Source organism: Streptomyces sp. NPDC031445 (assembly GCF_055581365.1).
The window spans coordinates 312,080-328,513 of sequence record NZ_JBVIJO010000008.1 but is presented as its reverse complement, the minus strand read 5'-3'; the positions used below and the strand labels follow the sequence as shown (position 1 = coordinate 328,513).

Below are 16,434 nucleotides of genomic sequence, written 5' to 3'. Positions count from 1 at the left end.
CGGAGCGCCGTCCGTGGACCAGCTGGCTCTGTTGTTCGTACTGCTGCTCGGGGCCCTGGTGAGCGTCCCGTTGGGGGACCGGTTCGGGGTGCCGGCGCCCGTGCTGATGACCCTGTTCGGCGGGGCCCTGGCCGTGGCCGACTTCGTGCCCAACGTGAACATCCCGCCGGACCTGATCCTGCCCGGACTGCTGCCACCGCTGCTCTACGCCGCCGTGCGCCGCACCTCCTGGCGGCAGTTCACGGCCAACATCCGGCCGATCTTCCTGCTGGCCGTGGCCCTGGTGTTCGTCACGACGGTGTGCGTGGCGTTCGTCGCCAACGCCGTCGTGCCGGGGCTGCCGATCGCCGCCGCCGTCGCGCTGGGTGCCCTGATCGCGCCGCCGGACCCGGTCGCCGCGACCAGTGTCGCCGGACAGCTGGGGCTGCCGCGCCGGCTGGTGTCGATCCTGGAGGGCGAGGGCCTCTTCAACGACGTCACCGCCATCGTGCTGTACCACGTGGCCATCGCGGCGGCCGTGAGCGGTGCGTTCTCGCCCTGGCGGGCCGGTCTGGACCTGGTGCTGTCCGCGGTCGTCGCGGTGGCCGTGGGCCTGGCGCTGGGCTGGGGCGCGAACAGGCTGATGGACCTCCTCGGCGATCCGACCCTGCAGATCGGCATGACCCTGCTGGTGCCGTACGCCTCCTACGTGCTCGCCGAGAAGCTGCACGGCTCCGGGGTGCTCGCGGTGCTCACCACGGCGCTCTTCCTCGCCGAGTACGCCACCGACGCCGACGACGTGATGACCCGGCTCGCCGGACACACCTTCTGGGACATCATCGACACGCTCGTCACCGGCGTCGCCTTCGGACTGATCGGACTGGAGCTGCACAACGCCATCCGCACGGCCCAGGGCCGGTGGGGCGAGATGCTCGGCTGGGCGGCGGCCGTCGTGGGCGTCGTGGTCGTCGTACGGCTGCTGTGGCTGCTGCCGGCGACCTGGCTGACCAAGCGGCTGCACGCCCGCCGGGACTACGACGAGGAGATCCCGGTGAGCTGGCGGGAGACCGTCGTGATGTGGTGGTCCGGGATGCGCGGTGTGGCCTCGGTGGCGCTGGCGCTGGCCGTGCCGCTCAAGACGGACGCCGGGGCACCGTTCCCCGACCGGGACGAGATCGTCTTCATCGCCTTCGGAGTGATCGTCGCCACGCTGGTGGTGCAGGGGCTGACGCTGCCCTGGCTGGTGAAGCGGCTGGAGGTGCGGGCCGACTCCGAAGGGGAGAAGGAGTTCGAGAAGGAGCTCGCGGTGCGGGCGGCGAGGGCGGCGAAGCGGCGGCTGCGGGAGATCGAGCAGGTGGAGGAGCTGCCCGAGGAGCTGTCCGAGCAGATGCTGCGGCGGGCCTTCGACATCGGGATCCGGATCAGTCCGGACATGGGGGAGGAGGAGCGGCGGGAGGCGCACCACCAGCGGGCCAAGCGGCTCAAGCGGGTGCGGCGCATCCAGAACGAGATGCTGAGCGCCGCCCGCCACGAGGTACTGGCGGCGCGGAGCGAACCGGGGGCGGACCCGGAGATCGTGGACCGGGTGCTCCGGCACCTCGACGTGCGCAGCCTGCGCTGAGTGCCGCGCACCAGGCACCGGCCGGTCATATGAATGTGCCGGCCCTGTGGACAACTCCCGGCGTCGTCCGTCCCCGTCTCCTACTCTCGGATCATGACTCGCAACATCGTGATCAGCGGCGGCGGTACGGGCATCGGGCTGGCGGCGGCGCGGGCGTTCGCGGCGGACGGGGACCGGGTGCTGTTGCTCGGCCGGCGCGCGGACGTGCTGGAGGAGGCCGGTGTGCCCGGGGCGCTCAGCTACGGGGCGGACCTGTCCGAACCGGGGGAGGTGCGCGGGGTGGCCCGGTTCGTGGCGGACGAGCTGGGCACCGTGGACGTGCTCGTGAACAGCGCCGGCGGAGCCGGGTACCTGGAGCCGCCGGCCGGCAGCGACGACCCCCTCGACCGGGTCGCCCACCAATGGACCGTCAACTTCCGGCAGAACACCCTGACCGCGGCGCTCCTCACCGAGGCGCTGAAGGACCGGCTCGCCACGCCCGGCGGAAGGGTGCTGTTCCTCAGTTCCATCGCCGCCTACCGGGGCTCGGGCACGGGTGCCTACGCGGCGGCCAAGGCCGGGCTGCACCCGTACGCCCACGACCTGGCCCGGGAGCTGGGCCCGCGCGGCATCACCGTCAACGTGGTCGCGCCCGGCTACGTGGAGGACACCGAGTTCTTCGGCGACACCATGGACGCGGCCCGGCGGGAGAGGCTCATCGCGGACACCTCGAACGGCCGCGCCGGCATACCGGGGGATGTCGCCGAGACCCTGCGCTGGCTGGCCTCGCCCGCCGCCGGGCACGTCACCTCGCAGATAGTCCAGGTGAACGGGGGCGCCGAACGGGGGCGTTGAGCGGCGTGACCGGTCAGCCCCGGCCGGTGCGCGGGAACTCGTAGGCCCGGCGCAGGGAGGCGCGGTCGGGGGACGGGACACGGGACGGCGGCAGCACCGAATCCGCGGTGTTCACCCGGGGCAGCGCGTAGGGGTGCTCCGCCGACAGCCAGCTGATCATCTGCTCGCGGACCGCGACCCGCACCGTCCAGATGTCGTCGGCGTCCTTCGCCGTCACCAGCGCGCGCACCTGGATGGTGTTCGGTGTGGTGTCCGTCACCTGGAGGTTGCACGCGCGGCCGTCCCAGGCCGAGCAGGCGCGCAGGATGTCCCGCAGCTTCTCGCGCATCGCCTCGATCGGCGCGCTGTGGTCGAGATGCCAGTAGACGATCCCGGTCATCTGCGGGGTGCCGCGGGACCAGTTCTCGAAGGGCCTGGAGGTGAAGTACGACACCGGCATGGTGATCCGGCGCTCGTCCCAGGTCCGTACGGTCAGGAAGGTCAGGGTGATCTCCTCCACCGTGCCCCACTCGCCGTCGACCACGACGGTGTCGCCGATGCGCACCATGTCGCCGAAGGCGATCTGGAGCCCGGCGAACATGTTGGAAAGCGTCGACTGGGCGGCGACACCGGCGATGGCGGCGATGATGCCCGCCGAGGCCAGCAGGGAGGCGCCCGCCGCGCGCATCGCCGGGAACGTCAGCAGCATCGACGAGACGGCCACGACGATGACGATGGCCGACACCACCCGCATGATCAGCTCGACCTGCGTGCGCACCCGGCGCACGCGGGCCGCGTCGCGGTGGACGCGGGCATAGCGGGAGTAGGTGGTCTCGACGATCGCCGCGGCGATCCGGATCACCAGCCAGGCGACCGACCCGATCAGCACCAGCGTCAGCGTCCGGCCGACGCCGACCTGGTGCCGCTCCAGCAGCTTCGCCTGGTCGTACGACCCGCGCAGCAGGGCGCTGCACAGGACGAGCTGGTAGGGGATGCGGGCACGGCGCAGCAGCCCCCACAGGGGGGTGCCGTGGTCGCGTTGGTCGGCCTTGCCCAGCAGCCGGTCGGTGCCCCAGCCGATGGCCAGGGTCAGCAGCACCGTGCCGCCGAGCACGATCAGTGGGCGGAGTACGTTCTCCATGCCTCCGCTCCTAACCGGCGCACGGAGGGCATGAACATGTGAGTTCGGCGCGTTCCTGGGTAAGGCGGCACCGGCACTGCCGTGGCCGGCTGGCACCATGGCCTCATGAACATCATGCTCTTTCACTCGACCTACGGGCTCAGGCCCGCGGTGCGCGAGGCCGCGGACCGGCTGCGCGCGGCGGGCCACGAGGTGTGGACGCCGGACCTCTTCGAGGGACGCACGTTCGGCACCGCCGAGGAGGGCATGGAGTTCAAGGAGCGGATCGGCAAGGAGGAACTGCTCAAGCGGGCCGTGCTGGCGGCGGCGCCGTACTCGGACCGGGGGCTGGTGTACGCGGGGTTCTCGCTCGGTGCCTCCGTCGCCCAGACCCTGGCCCTCGGCGATGCAAAGGCGCGCGGCCTGCTGCTCCTGCACGGCACGTCGGACATCGCGCCGAACGCGCAGGTGGACGAACTGCCGGTGCAGCTGCACGTGGCGGAGCCGGACCCGTTCGAGACGGACGACTGGCTGAGCGCCTGGTACCTGCAGATGGGCCGGGCGGGCGCCGATGTGGAGGTGTACCGGTACGCCGGGGCCGGGCACCTGTACACCGACCCGGGGCTGCCGGACTACGACGCGGAGGCCGCCGAGGCCACCTGGCGGGTGGCGCTCGGCTTCCTCGAATCGCTCGGCTGAGCGGTCACGCCGGGGCGGTCACACCGGGTCGTAGGTCCGCTCGACCTTCTGCGTGCCGCTGCGGGTGCGGTAGGAACGCACCCAGCGGGAGGTGGCGTCGGCGTCGGTGCGGTCGGACAGCACGTAGTAGTCCATCTGCGCGCGGTCGGCTGTGATGTCGAGCACGCCGTAGCCGTGCCGGTCGGTGTCCACCCAGTGGACGTGCCGGTTGGCGGCCTTGATGACCGGCGCGGCGACCGCGGAGACCGTGCCCTCGGGCACCTTCACGATGTCGTCCAGGTTGTCCGAGGTCACCGAGGTCACCACGAACTCGGTGGCCGCCGACGCCGACAGCGGGTAGGTGCCCGCGTCCACCGGGACGTCGTTGGCCCACGCCATGTGGATGTCACCGGTCAGGAAGACGGTGTTGCCGATGGCGTTGGAGCGCAGGTGGGCCAGCAGTTCGCGGCGGTCGTCGGTGTAGCCGTCCCACTGGTCGGTGTTGGCGGCGATGCCCTCCTGCGGCAGCCCGAGCAGCTTGGCGAGCGGCTTGAGCAGGTCGGCGGAGAGCGAGCCGAAGGAGAACGGCGAGATCATCACCGAGTTGCCGACCAGCCGCCACCTGGTGTCGGAGGCCTTCAGACCGGCCTTCAGCCAGTCGAGCTGGGCGCGCCCGGTGAGCGTGCGGTCCGGGTCGTCCACCGAGCCGCTGGCCGTGGACGCCTGCTGGGAGCGGAAGGAACGCAGGTCCAGCAGGGAGATGTCGGCGAGCTTGCCGAAGCGCAGCCGGCGGTAGGTGGTGCCGGCGACGGCCGGGCGGACCGGCATCCACTCGAAGTAGGCCTGCTTCGCCGCGGCCTGACGGGCCGCCCAGGTGCCCTCGGCGCCCTCGGTGTGGTTGACGGCGCCGCCGGACCAGGCGTTGTCGGCGAACTCGTGGTCGTCCCAGATCGCGATGACCGGCGCCTTCAGGTGCAGGGCCTGGAGGTCGGGGTCGGTCTTGTACCTGGCGTGCCGGATCCGGTAGTCGGCGAGGGTGAGGATCTCGTGGGCGGGCGCGTGCGGGCGGACGACCTGGCCCCGGGTCCCGTACTCGCCGGACTTGTACTCGTAGATGTAGTCGCCGAGGTGCAGCCAGGCGTCCAGGTCGTTGCGGGCCGCGAGGTGGCGGTAGGCGGAGAAGTAGCCGGCCTCCCAGTTGGCGCAGGAGACCACGCCGAAGCGCAGGGAGGAGACGTCCGCGTCCGCCGCCGGCGCGGTGCGGGTGCGCGCCACCGGGGAGTCGGTGCCGCCGGCCGAGAAGCGGAACCAGTAGTCGGTGGCCGGCTCCAGGCCGCGGATGTCGGCCTTCACGGTGTGGTCGGAGGCGGCCGTGGCGGTGGTGGAGCCCTTGGCGACGATGGCGGTGAACGCCTTGTCCCTGGCGACGGCCCAGCTGACCTCGGTGTCCGGGCCGAGCCCCGAACCCGGTATCGCCTCGGGGACCGGGGTCACCCGGGTCCACAGCAGCACGCCGTCGGGCAGCGGGTCGCCGGAGGCGACACCGTGCAGGAAGGCGGGGGTGTCCGTGGCGGCGCGGGCCGAGGCCGCGGCGGCCAGCGGGCCGGCCAGGACAGCGGTCGCCGCCGCGGCCTTGACGACCGTACGGCGGCGGGGCGGGAGCGGAGGCAGGCCCTGGGAGGTCTCGGATGATCTGTGTCGACTGGTCACGGACGATCAGGTTACTGATCGGTACGCGCGAGAGCGGGCGAACTCGCGAAAGTTCGCCCGCTCTTCGGCTGGTGGTCGGCTCAGCCCTTGAGGGCCGCCTCCAGCGCGGTGTTGAACTCGGCGACCGACATGGGCGCGTTCTTGCCGTCGGAGCCCGTCAGCGTCTTGCCGTCCATCTTCAGGGTCGGGGTGCCCGATATGCCGTCCTTGTCGAAGATCTTGGACTCCTCCAGCGCCCACCGGTCGTAGGTGCCGTCCTTCACGGCCTTCTGGAACGCCGTGTTGCCCTTCAGCGCGGGGACGGTGTCGGCGATCTCGATCAGATAGCCGTCGTCCTTGAACTTGTCGGTGGTCTCCTCGGGGTGCCACTTCTTGGAGTACATCGCGGTCTTGTACTCCAGGAACGCCTCGGGGCTGACGTTGAGCGCGGCGCCCAGGGCGCTGAGCGCGTTCTTGGAGCCCTCGCCGGTCAGGTTCTTGTCGAGGAAGGTGGCACCGACGTACTGGATCTTGAACTTGCCGGCGTCGAGGTCCTTCTTGACGGTCGGGCCGACCGTCTGCTCGAAGTCGGCGCAGACCGGGCAGCGCGGGTCCTCGTACATGACCAGCGTCTTCTTGGCGCTGCTCTTGCCGATGACGACCGTCGTACCGTCCGTGCCCGTGGTGTTGGCCGGCTTGACGAGCTTGTCGTCCTTCGCGGCCTCCCAGTAGGCGGGCTTGTTGTTCTGCACGACGGCGTAGCCGATGCCGCCGGCCGCGGCGAGGACGGCCACGACCGAGGCGGCCACGATGAGCTGCCGCCTGGCCTTGTCCCGCTTGGCCTGCCGCTCGCGCTCCTGGCGCAGCCGCTCCCGGGCCGCCGTCTTCGCCGACTGGCTGTTCCGCTTGCTCATATTGGTGATCTCCATGTGGGACGCGCACACGACGTACGCGGGATACGTGTGGGGGACTGCTGGTGCTCAGGCGAATGCCGGTGAGCACGGCGGTCCACGCCGTCCCAGGGAGTGCGTGAGGAGCCGGTCGCGGGCGGCGGCGCGGCGCGGGGCCGGGCGGGGCAGCCGGCGGGCCGGCCGCGGCCGTACGGCGACCGCGGCCACCGCCAGCAGCAACGGCCGGAACGTGGTGGCGGCGACCGCCCGCAGCAGCTGGGTCAGCGCGCGCTCGCCCCGGCGCAGCCAGGCGGCGGCGAGCAGCCCCACGCCGATGTGCGCGGCGAGCAGCAGCCAGGCGGCGGCCGGGCTGGCGTGGGCGAGCACCGCCCCGGCATGGCCGGGAGCGCCGGTCATCCCGGTCAGCGGGGTGCCCACCCGGCCCTGGCACAGCACGTCCAGGCCGACCGCCCGCAGCGGACCGGCGACCGGGCCGCCCGCCCGGCCGTAGCAGGTGTCCTGGCCGGTGGTGAACACCGTGTCGGCGGCCAGTTCCAGCGGCACCAGCAGGGCCGCGATCCGGCCGAAGCCGCGCTCACCGCCCGCCAGCGCGTACGCGGTGACGAACACCCCGGCGGCGACGGCGCCCACGGTCGCCAGCGGCAGCGGAGCACGGGACAGCAGCACGTGCGACGCGGTGCTGAGCGTCACGACGAAGGCCGTGAACAGCGCCGCGCGCACGGCTCTGAGCTGGGTCCCGGATATGTCCATAGCGAAAGGAGAGTCTGTCACGTACGCGGGTAAGGGACCCCTAAAGAGTGCCTGTGAATCCGCGAGGGTTACAGCCCCGGAATCCGGCCGTTGCGGAACAGGTCGACGAAGATCTGGTGATCGGCGCGCGCGCGTGCGCCGTAGCTGTGCGCGAAGTCCACCAGCAGCGGAGCGAAGCCCTCCTCGTCGGCCGCGAGCGCCGCGTCGATGGCCCGCTCGGTGGAGAACGGCACCAGGGACTCGCCGGAGGTGTCGTCCGCCGCCGCGTGCATGGTCGCGGTGGCCCGGCCCAGGTCGGCGACGACGGCCGCGATCTCCTCCGGGTCGTCGATGTCGTCCCAGTCCAGGTCCACGGCGTACGGCGAGACCTCGGCGACCAGCTGGCCGGCGCCGTCCAGTTCGGTCCAGCCGAGCCACGGGTCGGCGTGCGCCTGCAGGGCGCGCTGGGAGATCACCGTGCGGTGGCCCTCGTGCCGGAAGTACTCCGCGATGGCCGGATCCGTGATGTGCCGGGAGACGGCCGGGGTCTGGGCCTGCTTGATGTAGATCACGACATCGTTCTCCAGGGCGTCGCTGTGGCCCTCCAGGAGGATGTTGTACGACGGCAGGCCGGCCGAGCCGATGCCGATGCCCCGGCGGCCCACGACGTCCTTCACCCGGTAGGAGTCCGGGCGGGCCAGGGAGGAGTCCGGCAGCGTCTCCAGGTAGCCGTCGAAGGCCGCCAGGACCTTGTAGCGGGTGGCCGCGTCCAGCTCGACGGAGCCGCCGCCCGGTGCGAAGCGGCGCTCGAAGTCGCGGATCTCGGTCATCGAGTCCAGCAGGCCGAACCGGGTCAGCGAGCGGGCGTCACGCAGCGCGTCCAGCAGCGGGCCCTGCGCGGTGTCCAGCGTGAACGGCGGCACCTCGTCCCGCTTGGCGCCGGTGGCCAGGGCGTGGATGCGCTCGCGGTAGGCGGCGGCGTAGACCGTCACCAGCTCGGTGATCTGCGCGTCGCTGAGCGCCTTCGCGTACCCGAGGAGCGCGACCGACGCCGAGAAGCGCTTCAGGTCCCAGGTGAACGGGCCGACGTAGGCCTCGTCGAAGTCGTTGACGTTGAAGACCAGGCGGCCGTTGGAGTCCATGTACGTGCCGAAGTTCTCGGCGTGCAGATCGCCGTGGATCCACACGCGCGAGGTGCGCTCGTCCAGGTACGGCCCGCCGCGCTTCTCGGCGTCGAGGTCGTGGTAGAAGAGGGCCGCCGTGCCCCGGTAGAACGCGAAGGCCGAGGCCGCCATCTTGCGGAACTTCACCCGGAACGCGGCCGGGTCGGCGGCCAGGAGCCGGCCGAAGGCGGTGTCGAAGACGGCGAGGATCTCCTCGCCGCGCTGCTCCTCGTCGAGCTGGGGGACCGACATCGCGGGGTGCCTCCTGGTGCGTTACCTGTACGACAGCGTCTCTGCCGTACCCAACGGACGAAGGTACGCGTAGGTGCCCGCCCGTCGCCCGGTCGCCACCCTTGATCGAGGCGCTTCGCGCCAAGTCTTCATCCCGGTGTCAGTGGCGCGGCATAGACTTCGACGCTGACCCCAGAACCGTCCGCCAGCCCGTCGCCGAGTGTTTCCCCCGGAGGACTCACCGTGTCAAAGCCGCCCTTCACGCACCTGCACGTCCACACCCAGTACTCGCTGCTGGACGGTGCCGCGCGGCTGAAGGACATGTTCAACGCGTGCAACGAGATGGGCATGACGCACATCGCCATGTCCGACCACGGCAACCTCCACGGGGCGTACGACTTCTTCCACTCCGCGAAGAAGGCCGGAATCACCCCGATCATCGGGATCGAGGCGTATGTCGCCCCCGAGTCCCGGCGGAACAAGCGCAAGATCCTCTGGGGCCAGCCGCACCAGAAGAGGGACGACATCTCCGGTTCGGGTGGTTACACCCACAAGACGATGTGGGCCGTGAACAGGACCGGCCTGCACAACCTCTTCCGGCTCTCCTCCGACGCCTACGCCGAGGGCTGGCTGCAGAAGTGGCCCCGGATGGACAAGGAGACCATCGCCCAGTGGTCCGAGGGCATCGTCGCCTCCACCGGCTGCCCCTCCGGCGAGGTGCAGACCCGGCTGCGCCTCGGCCACTTCGACGAGGCCCTCAAGGCCGCGGCGGACTACCAGGACATCTTCGGCAAGGACAGGTACTTCCTGGAGCTGATGGACCACGGGATCGAGATCGAGCGCCGGGTCCGCGAGGGCCTGCTGGAGATCGGCAAGAAGCTCGGCATCCCGCCCCTGGTCACCAACGACTCCCACTACACGTACGCGCACGAGGCCGGCGCCCACGACGCCCTGCTGTGCATCCAGACCGGCAAGAACCTCTCCGACCCCGACCGCTTCAAGTTCGACGGCACCGGCTACTACCTGAAGTCCACGGACGAGATGTACGCCATCGACTCCTCGGACGCCTGGCAGGAGGGCTGCGCCAACACGCTCCTCGTCGCCGAGATGGTGGACACCACCGGCATGTTCGAGAAGCGCGACCTGATGCCCAAGTTCGACATCCCCGAGGGCTACACCGAGGTCACCTGGTTCCAGGAGGAGGTCCGCCGCGGCATGGAGCGCCGCTTCCCGGGAGGGATTCCCGAGGACCGCCAGAAGCAGGCCGAGTACGAGATGGACGTCATCATCCAGATGGGGTTCCCGGGCTACTTCCTCGTGGTCGCCGACTTCATCATGTGGGCCAAGCGGCAGGGCATCGCGGTCGGCCCCGGCCGGGGCTCCGCGGCCGGCTCGATCGTCGCCTACGCGCTCGGCATCACCGACCTCGACCCGATCCCGCACGGCCTGATCTTCGAGCGGTTCCTCAACCCCGAGCGCATCTCGATGCCCGATGTCGACATCGACTTCGACGAGCGCCGGCGCGTCGAGGTGATCCGGTACGTGACGGAGAAGTACGGCGCCGACAAGGTCGCCATGATCGGCACCTACGGCACCATCAAGGCCAAGAACGCGATCAAGGACTCGGCGCGCGTGCTGGGCTACCCGTACGCGATGGGCGACCGCATCACCAAGGCCATGCCCGCCGACGTCCTCGGCAAGGGCATCCCGCTGTCCGGCATCACCGACCCCAGCCACCCGCGCTACTCGGAGGCGGGCGAGGTCCGCGGGATGTACGAGAACGAGCCGGACGTGAAGAAGGTCATCGACACCGCGCGCGGTGTGGAGGGCCTGGTCCGGCAGATGGGCGTGCACGCCGCCGGCGTGATCATGTCCAGCGAGACCATCACCGAGCACGTCCCGGTCTGGGTGAGGCACACCGACGGCGTGACCATCACCCAGTGGGACTACCCGAGCTGTGAGTCGCTCGGCCTGCTGAAGATGGACTTCCTGGGCCTGCGCAACCTCACGATCATGGACGACGCCGTCAAGATGGTGAAGGCCAACAAGGGGATCGACATCGACCTCCTGAGCCTCCCGCTCGACGACCCGACCACCTTCGAGCTGCTCCAGCGCGGCGACACCCTCGGCGTCTTCCAGTTCGACGGCGGCCCCATGCGGTCCCTGCTGCGGCTGATGAAGCCGGACAACTTCGAGGACATCTCCGCCGTGTCGGCCCTGTACCGGCCGGGCCCGATGGGCATGAACTCCCACACGAACTACGCGCTGCGCAAGAACGGGCAGCAGGAGATCACGCCGATCCACCCCGAGCTGGAGGCGCCGCTCAAGGAGGTCCTGGACGTCACCTACGGCCTGATCGTCTACCAGGAGCAGGTGCAGAAGGCCGCCCAGATCATCGCGGGCTACTCGCTCGGCGAGGCCGACATCCTCCGCCGTGTGATGGGCAAGAAGAAGCCGGAGGAACTGGAGAAGAACTTCGTCATCTTCCAGGCCGGCGCCCGCAAGAACGGCTACAGCGACGAGGCCATCCAGGCGCTCTGGGACGTGCTGGTCCCCTTCGCCGGCTACGCGTTCAACAAGGCGCACTCCGCCGCGTACGGCCTGGTGTCGTACTGGACGGCGTACCTGAAGGCGAACCACCCCGCCGAGTACATGGCCGCCCTGCTCACCTCGGTCAAGGACGACAAGGACAAGTCGGCGGTCTACCTCAACGAGTGCCGCCGCATGGGCATCCGGGTGCTCCCGCCGAACGTCAACGAGTCCGAGGCCAACTTCGCCGCCCAGGGCGACGACGTGATCCTCTTCGGCCTGTCCGCCGTCCGCAACGTCGGCACCAACGTCGTCGAGTCGATCATCAAGTGCCGCAAGGCGAAGGGGAAGTACGCCTCCTTCCCCGACTACCTCGACAAGGTCGACGCGGTGGTCTGCAACAAGCGCACCACCGAATCGCTGATCAAGGCCGGCGCCTTCGACTCGATGGGCCACACCCGCAAGGGCCTCACGGCCCAGTACGAGCCGATGATCGACACCGTGGTCGCGGTCAAGCGCAAGGAGGCCGAGGGTCAGTTCGACCTCTTCGGCGGCATGGGCGAGGAGACCAGCGACCAGCCCGGCTTCGGCCTCGACGTCGAGTTCACCGACGACGAGTGGGACAAGACCTATCTGCTCGCCCAGGAGCGGGAGATGCTCGGTCTGTACGTCTCCGACCACCCCCTCTTCGGCCTGGAGCACGTGCTCTCCGACAAGGCGGACGCGGGCATCGCCCAGCTCACCGGCGGTGACTACGCGGACGGCTCGGTGGTGACCATCGGCGGCATCATCTCCGGCCTCCAGCGCAAGATGACCAAGCAGGGCAACGCCTGGGCCATCGCCACCGTCGAGGACCTGGCGGGCTCCATCGAGTGCATGTTCTTCCCGGCCACCTACCAGCTGGTGTCCACCCAACTCGTCGAGGACGCCGTGGTGTTCGTCAAGGGCCGCCTCGACAAGCGCGAGGACGTGCCCCGACTGGTCGCCATGGAGCTGATGGTCCCGGACCTGTCCAACGCGGGCACCAACGCGCCCGTGGTGCTCACCATCCCGGCCGTGAAGGTGACCCCGCCGATGGTCAGCCGCCTCGGCGAGATCCTCAGCCACCACAAGGGCGACAGCGAGGTCCGGATCAAGCTCCAGGGCCCGCGCAAGACCACCGTGCTCCGCCTGGACCGGCACCGGGTCAAGCCCGACCCGGCGCTGTTCGGCGACCTGAAGGTGCTGCTCGGCCCGTCCTGCCTGGCCGGCTGACGCCCGCGGAAGACGCCGACGCGAAGGGGCGCACCCTCGACGGGTGCGCCCCTCACATGTGCCCGGGCTTCAACTGCCCTTTAGTTGTGGCCGAAGCTCTTCTGCTTCTTGCGCGCGGCCTCCGAAGGGCTGCCCGGGGCGTGCGCCATGGGCGGCTCGTGCTCCTCCGCCTGCGGACGCTGCGCGTGCTCGGACTGCGCAGCGCGGTTCTGCGGGCCGGACTGCTTGCGGTTCTTGTTCTTGGCCATGGTGATGCCTCCTGTGGGGGATCTAGGGGCCAGGGCCGGGACCAGATTCACATACGCTGACATCGAGCGCATGTCGGATAATTACCGTGTGTGACAGGGTTGGTGGGCGTACCGGAACCGCAAACGCCACGCCGAAGATCGAGTTCGGGCCGTTAACCCCCGCGTGGTCGGGCAGACTCGAAGGAAGTCCGAAGCAAAACCTCCCGGGAAGAGGGTGAGTCGCGTGGACCGCTGCATCGTCCTGGTGGACGCCGGGTACCTGCTGGGCGCCGCCGCCAGCCTCCTCGCCGGCGAGCCCTCGCGGTCCCGGATCACCGTCGACCACGCCGCGCTGATCCAGGCGCTGCGGGAACGCGCGGAGTCCGACACCGAGCGCCCCCTGCTGCGCATCTACTGGTTCGACGGCGCCCCCGACCGGGTCCCCCAGCCGGAGCATCGCCGGCTGCGCGTGATGCCCCGGGTCACCGTCCGCCTCGGCGCCCTCACCCGCAGTGACGGACGCTGGGCGCAGAAGGGCGTCGACGCCGCCATGCACGCCGAACTGACCGAGCTGGCCCGCAACCGCGCCTGCTCCGACGTCGTCCTCGTCACCGGCGACGGCGACCTGCTGCCCGGCATGATGGCCGCCAAGGAGCACGGCGTCGCCGTCCACCTGTGGGCCGTCCAGGCCGCCGACGGCGACTACAACCAGTCCGAGGACCTGGTCGCCGAGGCCGACGAGCGGCGGGTGCTGGACCGGGCCTGGATCACCCAGGCCGTCCGCGCCAAGGAGCTGACCGGCGTCTGCGCCCCGCAGCCCGCGCCCCGCCCCGAGATCGCCGCCATCCTCTCCGCGCCGCTGCCCGAGTCCGCGCTCGGCACCGCGGCCGAGCGGCCCGCCGAACAGCCCGCCCACCCGCCGGTGGCGGCCGTGGCCGAGAACGGCGCCCAGGAGCGGGTGAGCGCACCCAAGGGCGTCCCCACCCCCAAGGACCTGGCCGCGCTGCGCGCGCCCGGCGCCCAGTCCGTGCAGCACCCGGCGACCGCGACCCTGCGCTGGTCCTCCGACAAGGGCTGGGTCGACCGGCCGGGCGCGGTGGCCGAACCCGCCGAGGTCGCCTCCATGCCGACGCTGGCCCAGCTCACCACCGCCGAACAGCGGTGGGCCGACCGGGAGGAGGACATCACCACCGTCGGCGGCGATCCGTACGAGGTCGGGCAGGTCTTCGCCCGCCGCTGGATGTCCCGGCTCGGCGACCAGGGCCATCTGCAGCGGCTGTCGCAGCTGTACCCGCGCATCCCGCACCGGATCGACGGGGAGCTGCTGCGGTACGCGGCGCGGTTCGGGCTGCTCGCGCACAAGGACGACCAGATCGACGAGCACGACCGTTACGCCATTCGGGCGGGGTTCTGGCGGGAGATCGACGTCCCGGCGGCGGCCGAACAGCACGCGCCCGCCGCGGACTGAACCCCGCAGCCGCCCCCAAGGGCGAGTAAAGGCCCCGGACCCCGTAGGCTCGTCCTTTGTGAGCACGCGCGCGGGACAGGCACTTCGGTACGACGAGGTCGTACGCGTGCGCGGGCTCGGCAAGACGTACCCGGCCGTCAAGGGCCGGCGGGGCACCCCGGCCACCCCCGAGGTGCGGGCCACCGACGGGGTCGAACTGGCCGTGCGGCGCGGGGAGGTCTTCGGACTGCTCGGCCCCAACGGCGCCGGAAAGTCCACCCTCGTGCGGCAGCTCACCGGGCTGCTGCGGCCGGACACCGGCAGCGTTGAGATACTCGGCCACGACATCGTGCGCCATCCCGAACGGGCCGCCCGGCTCCTCGCCTACCTCGGCCAGGAGTCCACCGCCCTGGACGAGCTGACCGTATCCCTCGCCGCCGAGACCACCGGGCGCCTGCGCGGCCTGGACGTCCGGCGGGCGCGGGCGGAGCGGGACGCCGTGCTGGAGGAACTGGGGCTGACCCCGATCGCCGGACGGGCGCTGAAGAAGCTGTCCGGCGGTCAGCGGCGGCTCGCCTGCTTCGCCGCCGCGCTCGTCGGGGAACGGCCGCTGCTCGTGCTGGACGAGCCGACCACCGGCATGGACCCGGTGGCCCGGCGCGCGGTCTGGGCGGCCGTGGACCGGCGGCGTGCCGAGCGCGGTACGACCGTGCTGCTGGTCACCCACAACGTCATCGAGGCCGAGACGGTGCTGGACCGGGTCGCCGTGCTCGACCAGGGCCGGGTCATCGCCTGCGACACCCCCGCCGGACTCAAGGCGCGCGTCGCCGGCGAGGTGCGGGTGGAGCTGGTGTGGCGGGAGCGGGCGCCGCTGGAGGTGCCCGAGGTGGCCGTGCTGCGCGAGCGGGCCGTGGAGTCCGGCCGGCGCTGGACGCTCCGGCTCGCGCCCGAGGAGGCCCGCGCCGTCGTCGCGACGGTGACCGGCGGGGCCGCCTTCGCCGCGCTGGACGACTTCACGCTCGCCACGCCCAGCCTGGAGGACGTCTACCTGGCGCTGGGCGGCGCGGCCCGGCAGGGGCTGGTGAAGGCATGAGCGCACCGGCCATGGAATGCGTACGGGTCCGCGTGACCGCCGCGGCGAGGACGACCGCCGGGGTGAGGGGGCCCGCCGTGGCGACTGCCGCAGGGAAGAGGAGCAGCCCGTCGTGAGTGTCGTACCCGCCGAGGTTCTGCCGGGCGGTGCCCGGACCGTACCGGACGCGGCGGCCGGCGCGGCCGAGCTCGGACCGTCCGCGCGGCTGTGGCCGTCGCTGGTGGCCGTCTACCGGGCGCAGCTGTCCCGGGCCCGGGTGGCGCGGATCCCGCTGCTGTTCGTGGCCACCTTCCAGTCCATCGGCATCACCGTGATGATGCGCGGTGTCGTCGACAGCGGCCACGAGGCCCAGTCCGTGGTGGCCGGGTCCTCCGTGCTGGTCGTCGCGTACGTCGCGCTGAACCTGCTGTCGCAGTACTTCGGGCACTTGCGGGCCAGCGGCGGGCTCGACCACTACGCCACGCTGCCGGTGCCGCCGGCGGCCGTGGTGCTGGGCGCGGCGGCGGCCTACGCCTCCTTCACCGTGCCGGGGACCTTGGTGACGGCCGTCTTCGGCTGTGTGCTGTTCGGGCTGCCGCTGTCCAACCTGTGGATCCTGGTGGCCGTCATCCCGCTCGCCGGGGCCGCGCTGGCCGGGCTGGGCGCCGCCTGCGGGCTGCTCGCGCCCCGGCCGGAGCTGGCCACACTGCTGGGCCAGCTGGGCATGTCGGCGGCGCTGCTGCTGGGCGTGCTGCCGGCCGACCGGATGCCGGAGGCCGTACGGCTGGCCCGTGACCTGCTGCCGTCGACCTATGGCGTGGAGGCGTACGCGCGAACCTTCACCGAGGACCCCGACTGGGCCGTCGTCCTCGCTGACCTGGGGGTGTGCGCGGGTGTCGGCGTGGTCTCGCTGGCCGTGGCGGCCTGGGCGTACCGCAGGGCCGCCGTCCGGTGACGCGGCCCACAGCGCG

At 71.3% G+C, this 16,434-nt stretch carries 13 protein-coding genes; 7 read left to right on the top strand and 6 right to left on the bottom strand.

Annotated features, from left to right (window positions below):
* The first annotated feature begins 13 nt into the window (after positions 1 to 13).
* Both ACZ5DC_RS22845 and ACZ5DC_RS22840 read left to right on the top strand, forming a co-directional pair.
* Positions 14 to 1,600 (top strand): Na+/H+ antiporter, encoded by a 1,587-nt coding sequence (locus ACZ5DC_RS22845; RefSeq protein ID WP_468655393.1) that lies wholly within the window; start codon positions 14 to 16, stop codon positions 1,598 to 1,600.
* Between the two features lie 93 nt (positions 1,601 to 1,693).
* Complete coding sequence (locus ACZ5DC_RS22840; RefSeq protein WP_468655391.1) at positions 1,694 to 2,434, top strand: SDR family NAD(P)-dependent oxidoreductase; 741 nt, start codon at positions 1,694 to 1,696, stop codon at positions 2,432 to 2,434.
* A 13-nt stretch (positions 2,435 to 2,447) separates the two neighbouring features.
* On the opposite strand, the gene ACZ5DC_RS22835 is transcribed toward ACZ5DC_RS22840, so the two are convergent.
* Complete coding sequence (locus ACZ5DC_RS22835) at positions 2,448 to 3,554, bottom strand: mechanosensitive ion channel family protein (protein ID WP_468655389.1); 1,107 nt, start codon at positions 3,552 to 3,554, stop codon at positions 2,448 to 2,450.
* Between the two features lie 105 nt (positions 3,555 to 3,659).
* Between ACZ5DC_RS22835 and ACZ5DC_RS22830 the strand changes: the two genes are divergently transcribed.
* Positions 3,660 to 4,232: a dienelactone hydrolase family protein gene (locus tag ACZ5DC_RS22830; RefSeq protein WP_468655387.1), complete on the top strand. Its 573-nt coding sequence runs from the start codon at positions 3,660 to 3,662 to the stop codon at positions 4,230 to 4,232.
* A gap of 18 nt (positions 4,233 to 4,250) precedes the next feature.
* Here ACZ5DC_RS22830 and ACZ5DC_RS22825 read toward each other — a convergent pair whose 3' ends face one another.
* The 4 genes from ACZ5DC_RS22825 to ACZ5DC_RS22810 all read right to left on the bottom strand — a co-directional run bounded on the left by ACZ5DC_RS22825 (position 4,251) and on the right by ACZ5DC_RS22810 (position 8,955).
* Positions 4,251 to 5,921 (bottom strand): alkaline phosphatase D family protein, encoded by a 1,671-nt coding sequence (locus ACZ5DC_RS22825; protein WP_468655385.1) that lies wholly within the window; start codon positions 5,919 to 5,921, stop codon positions 4,251 to 4,253.
* 80 nt (positions 5,922 to 6,001) lie between these two features.
* Entirely contained in the window at positions 6,002 to 6,814 is an 813-nt protein-coding gene (locus ACZ5DC_RS22820; protein WP_468655383.1) for a thioredoxin domain-containing protein, read from the bottom strand.
* Between the two features lie 66 nt (positions 6,815 to 6,880).
* Positions 6,881 to 7,561, bottom strand: coding sequence for a hypothetical protein (locus ACZ5DC_RS22815; protein WP_468655381.1), 681 nt, complete (start codon positions 7,559 to 7,561; stop codon positions 6,881 to 6,883).
* A gap of 68 nt (positions 7,562 to 7,629) precedes the next feature.
* Complete coding sequence (locus ACZ5DC_RS22810; protein WP_171157203.1) at positions 7,630 to 8,955, bottom strand: DUF2252 domain-containing protein; 1,326 nt, start codon at positions 8,953 to 8,955, stop codon at positions 7,630 to 7,632.
* 222 nt (positions 8,956 to 9,177) lie between these two features.
* Between ACZ5DC_RS22810 and dnaE the strand changes: the two genes are divergently transcribed.
* Positions 9,178 to 12,717 (top strand): DNA polymerase III subunit alpha, encoded by a 3,540-nt coding sequence (gene dnaE / locus ACZ5DC_RS22805; RefSeq protein WP_468655379.1) that lies wholly within the window; start codon positions 9,178 to 9,180, stop codon positions 12,715 to 12,717.
* Positions 12,718 to 12,797: 80 nt separating this feature from the next.
* On the opposite strand, the gene ACZ5DC_RS22800 is transcribed toward dnaE, so the two are convergent.
* Positions 12,798 to 12,965, bottom strand: coding sequence for a hypothetical protein (locus ACZ5DC_RS22800; RefSeq protein WP_468655377.1), 168 nt, complete (start codon positions 12,963 to 12,965; stop codon positions 12,798 to 12,800).
* A 223-nt stretch (positions 12,966 to 13,188) separates the two neighbouring features.
* Between ACZ5DC_RS22800 and ACZ5DC_RS22795 the strand changes: the two genes are divergently transcribed.
* The 3 genes from ACZ5DC_RS22795 to ACZ5DC_RS22785 all read left to right on the top strand — a co-directional run bounded on the left by ACZ5DC_RS22795 (position 13,189) and on the right by ACZ5DC_RS22785 (position 16,418).
* On the top strand, positions 13,189 to 14,412 hold the full coding sequence (locus ACZ5DC_RS22795) for an NYN domain-containing protein (RefSeq protein ID WP_468655375.1): 1,224 nt from the start codon (positions 13,189 to 13,191) through the stop codon (positions 14,410 to 14,412).
* A 58-nt stretch (positions 14,413 to 14,470) separates the two neighbouring features.
* Complete coding sequence (locus ACZ5DC_RS22790) at positions 14,471 to 15,484, top strand: ABC transporter ATP-binding protein (protein ID WP_468655373.1); 1,014 nt, start codon at positions 14,471 to 14,473, stop codon at positions 15,482 to 15,484.
* Positions 15,485 to 15,596: 112 nt separating this feature from the next.
* The gene (locus tag ACZ5DC_RS22785; protein ID WP_468655371.1) at positions 15,597 to 16,418 is read left to right on the top strand and encodes an ABC transporter permease; all 822 of its coding nucleotides are present in this window, start codon (positions 15,597 to 15,599) and stop codon (positions 16,416 to 16,418) included.
* Positions 16,419 to 16,434: the final 16 nt, after the last annotated feature.

Coding starts and splice junctions, on each gene's coding strand:
- ACZ5DC_RS22815 (WP_468655381.1), bottom strand. CDS start 7,561: ATGGACATATCCGGGACCCAGCTCAGAGCCGTGCGCGCGGCGCTGTTC.
- ACZ5DC_RS22835 (WP_468655389.1), bottom strand. CDS start 3,554: ATGGAGAACGTACTCCGCCCACTGATCGTGCTCGGCGGCACGGTGCTG.
- ACZ5DC_RS22840 (WP_468655391.1), top strand. CDS start 1,694: ATGACTCGCAACATCGTGATCAGCGGCGGCGGTACGGGCATCGGGCTG.
- ACZ5DC_RS22820 (WP_468655383.1), bottom strand. CDS start 6,814: ATGAGCAAGCGGAACAGCCAGTCGGCGAAGACGGCGGCCCGGGAGCGG.
- ACZ5DC_RS22810 (WP_171157203.1), bottom strand. CDS start 8,955: ATGTCGGTCCCCCAGCTCGACGAGGAGCAGCGCGGCGAGGAGATCCTC.
- ACZ5DC_RS22800 (WP_468655377.1), bottom strand. CDS start 12,965: ATGGCCAAGAACAAGAACCGCAAGCAGTCCGGCCCGCAGAACCGCGCT.
- ACZ5DC_RS22830 (WP_468655387.1), top strand. CDS start 3,660: ATGAACATCATGCTCTTTCACTCGACCTACGGGCTCAGGCCCGCGGTG.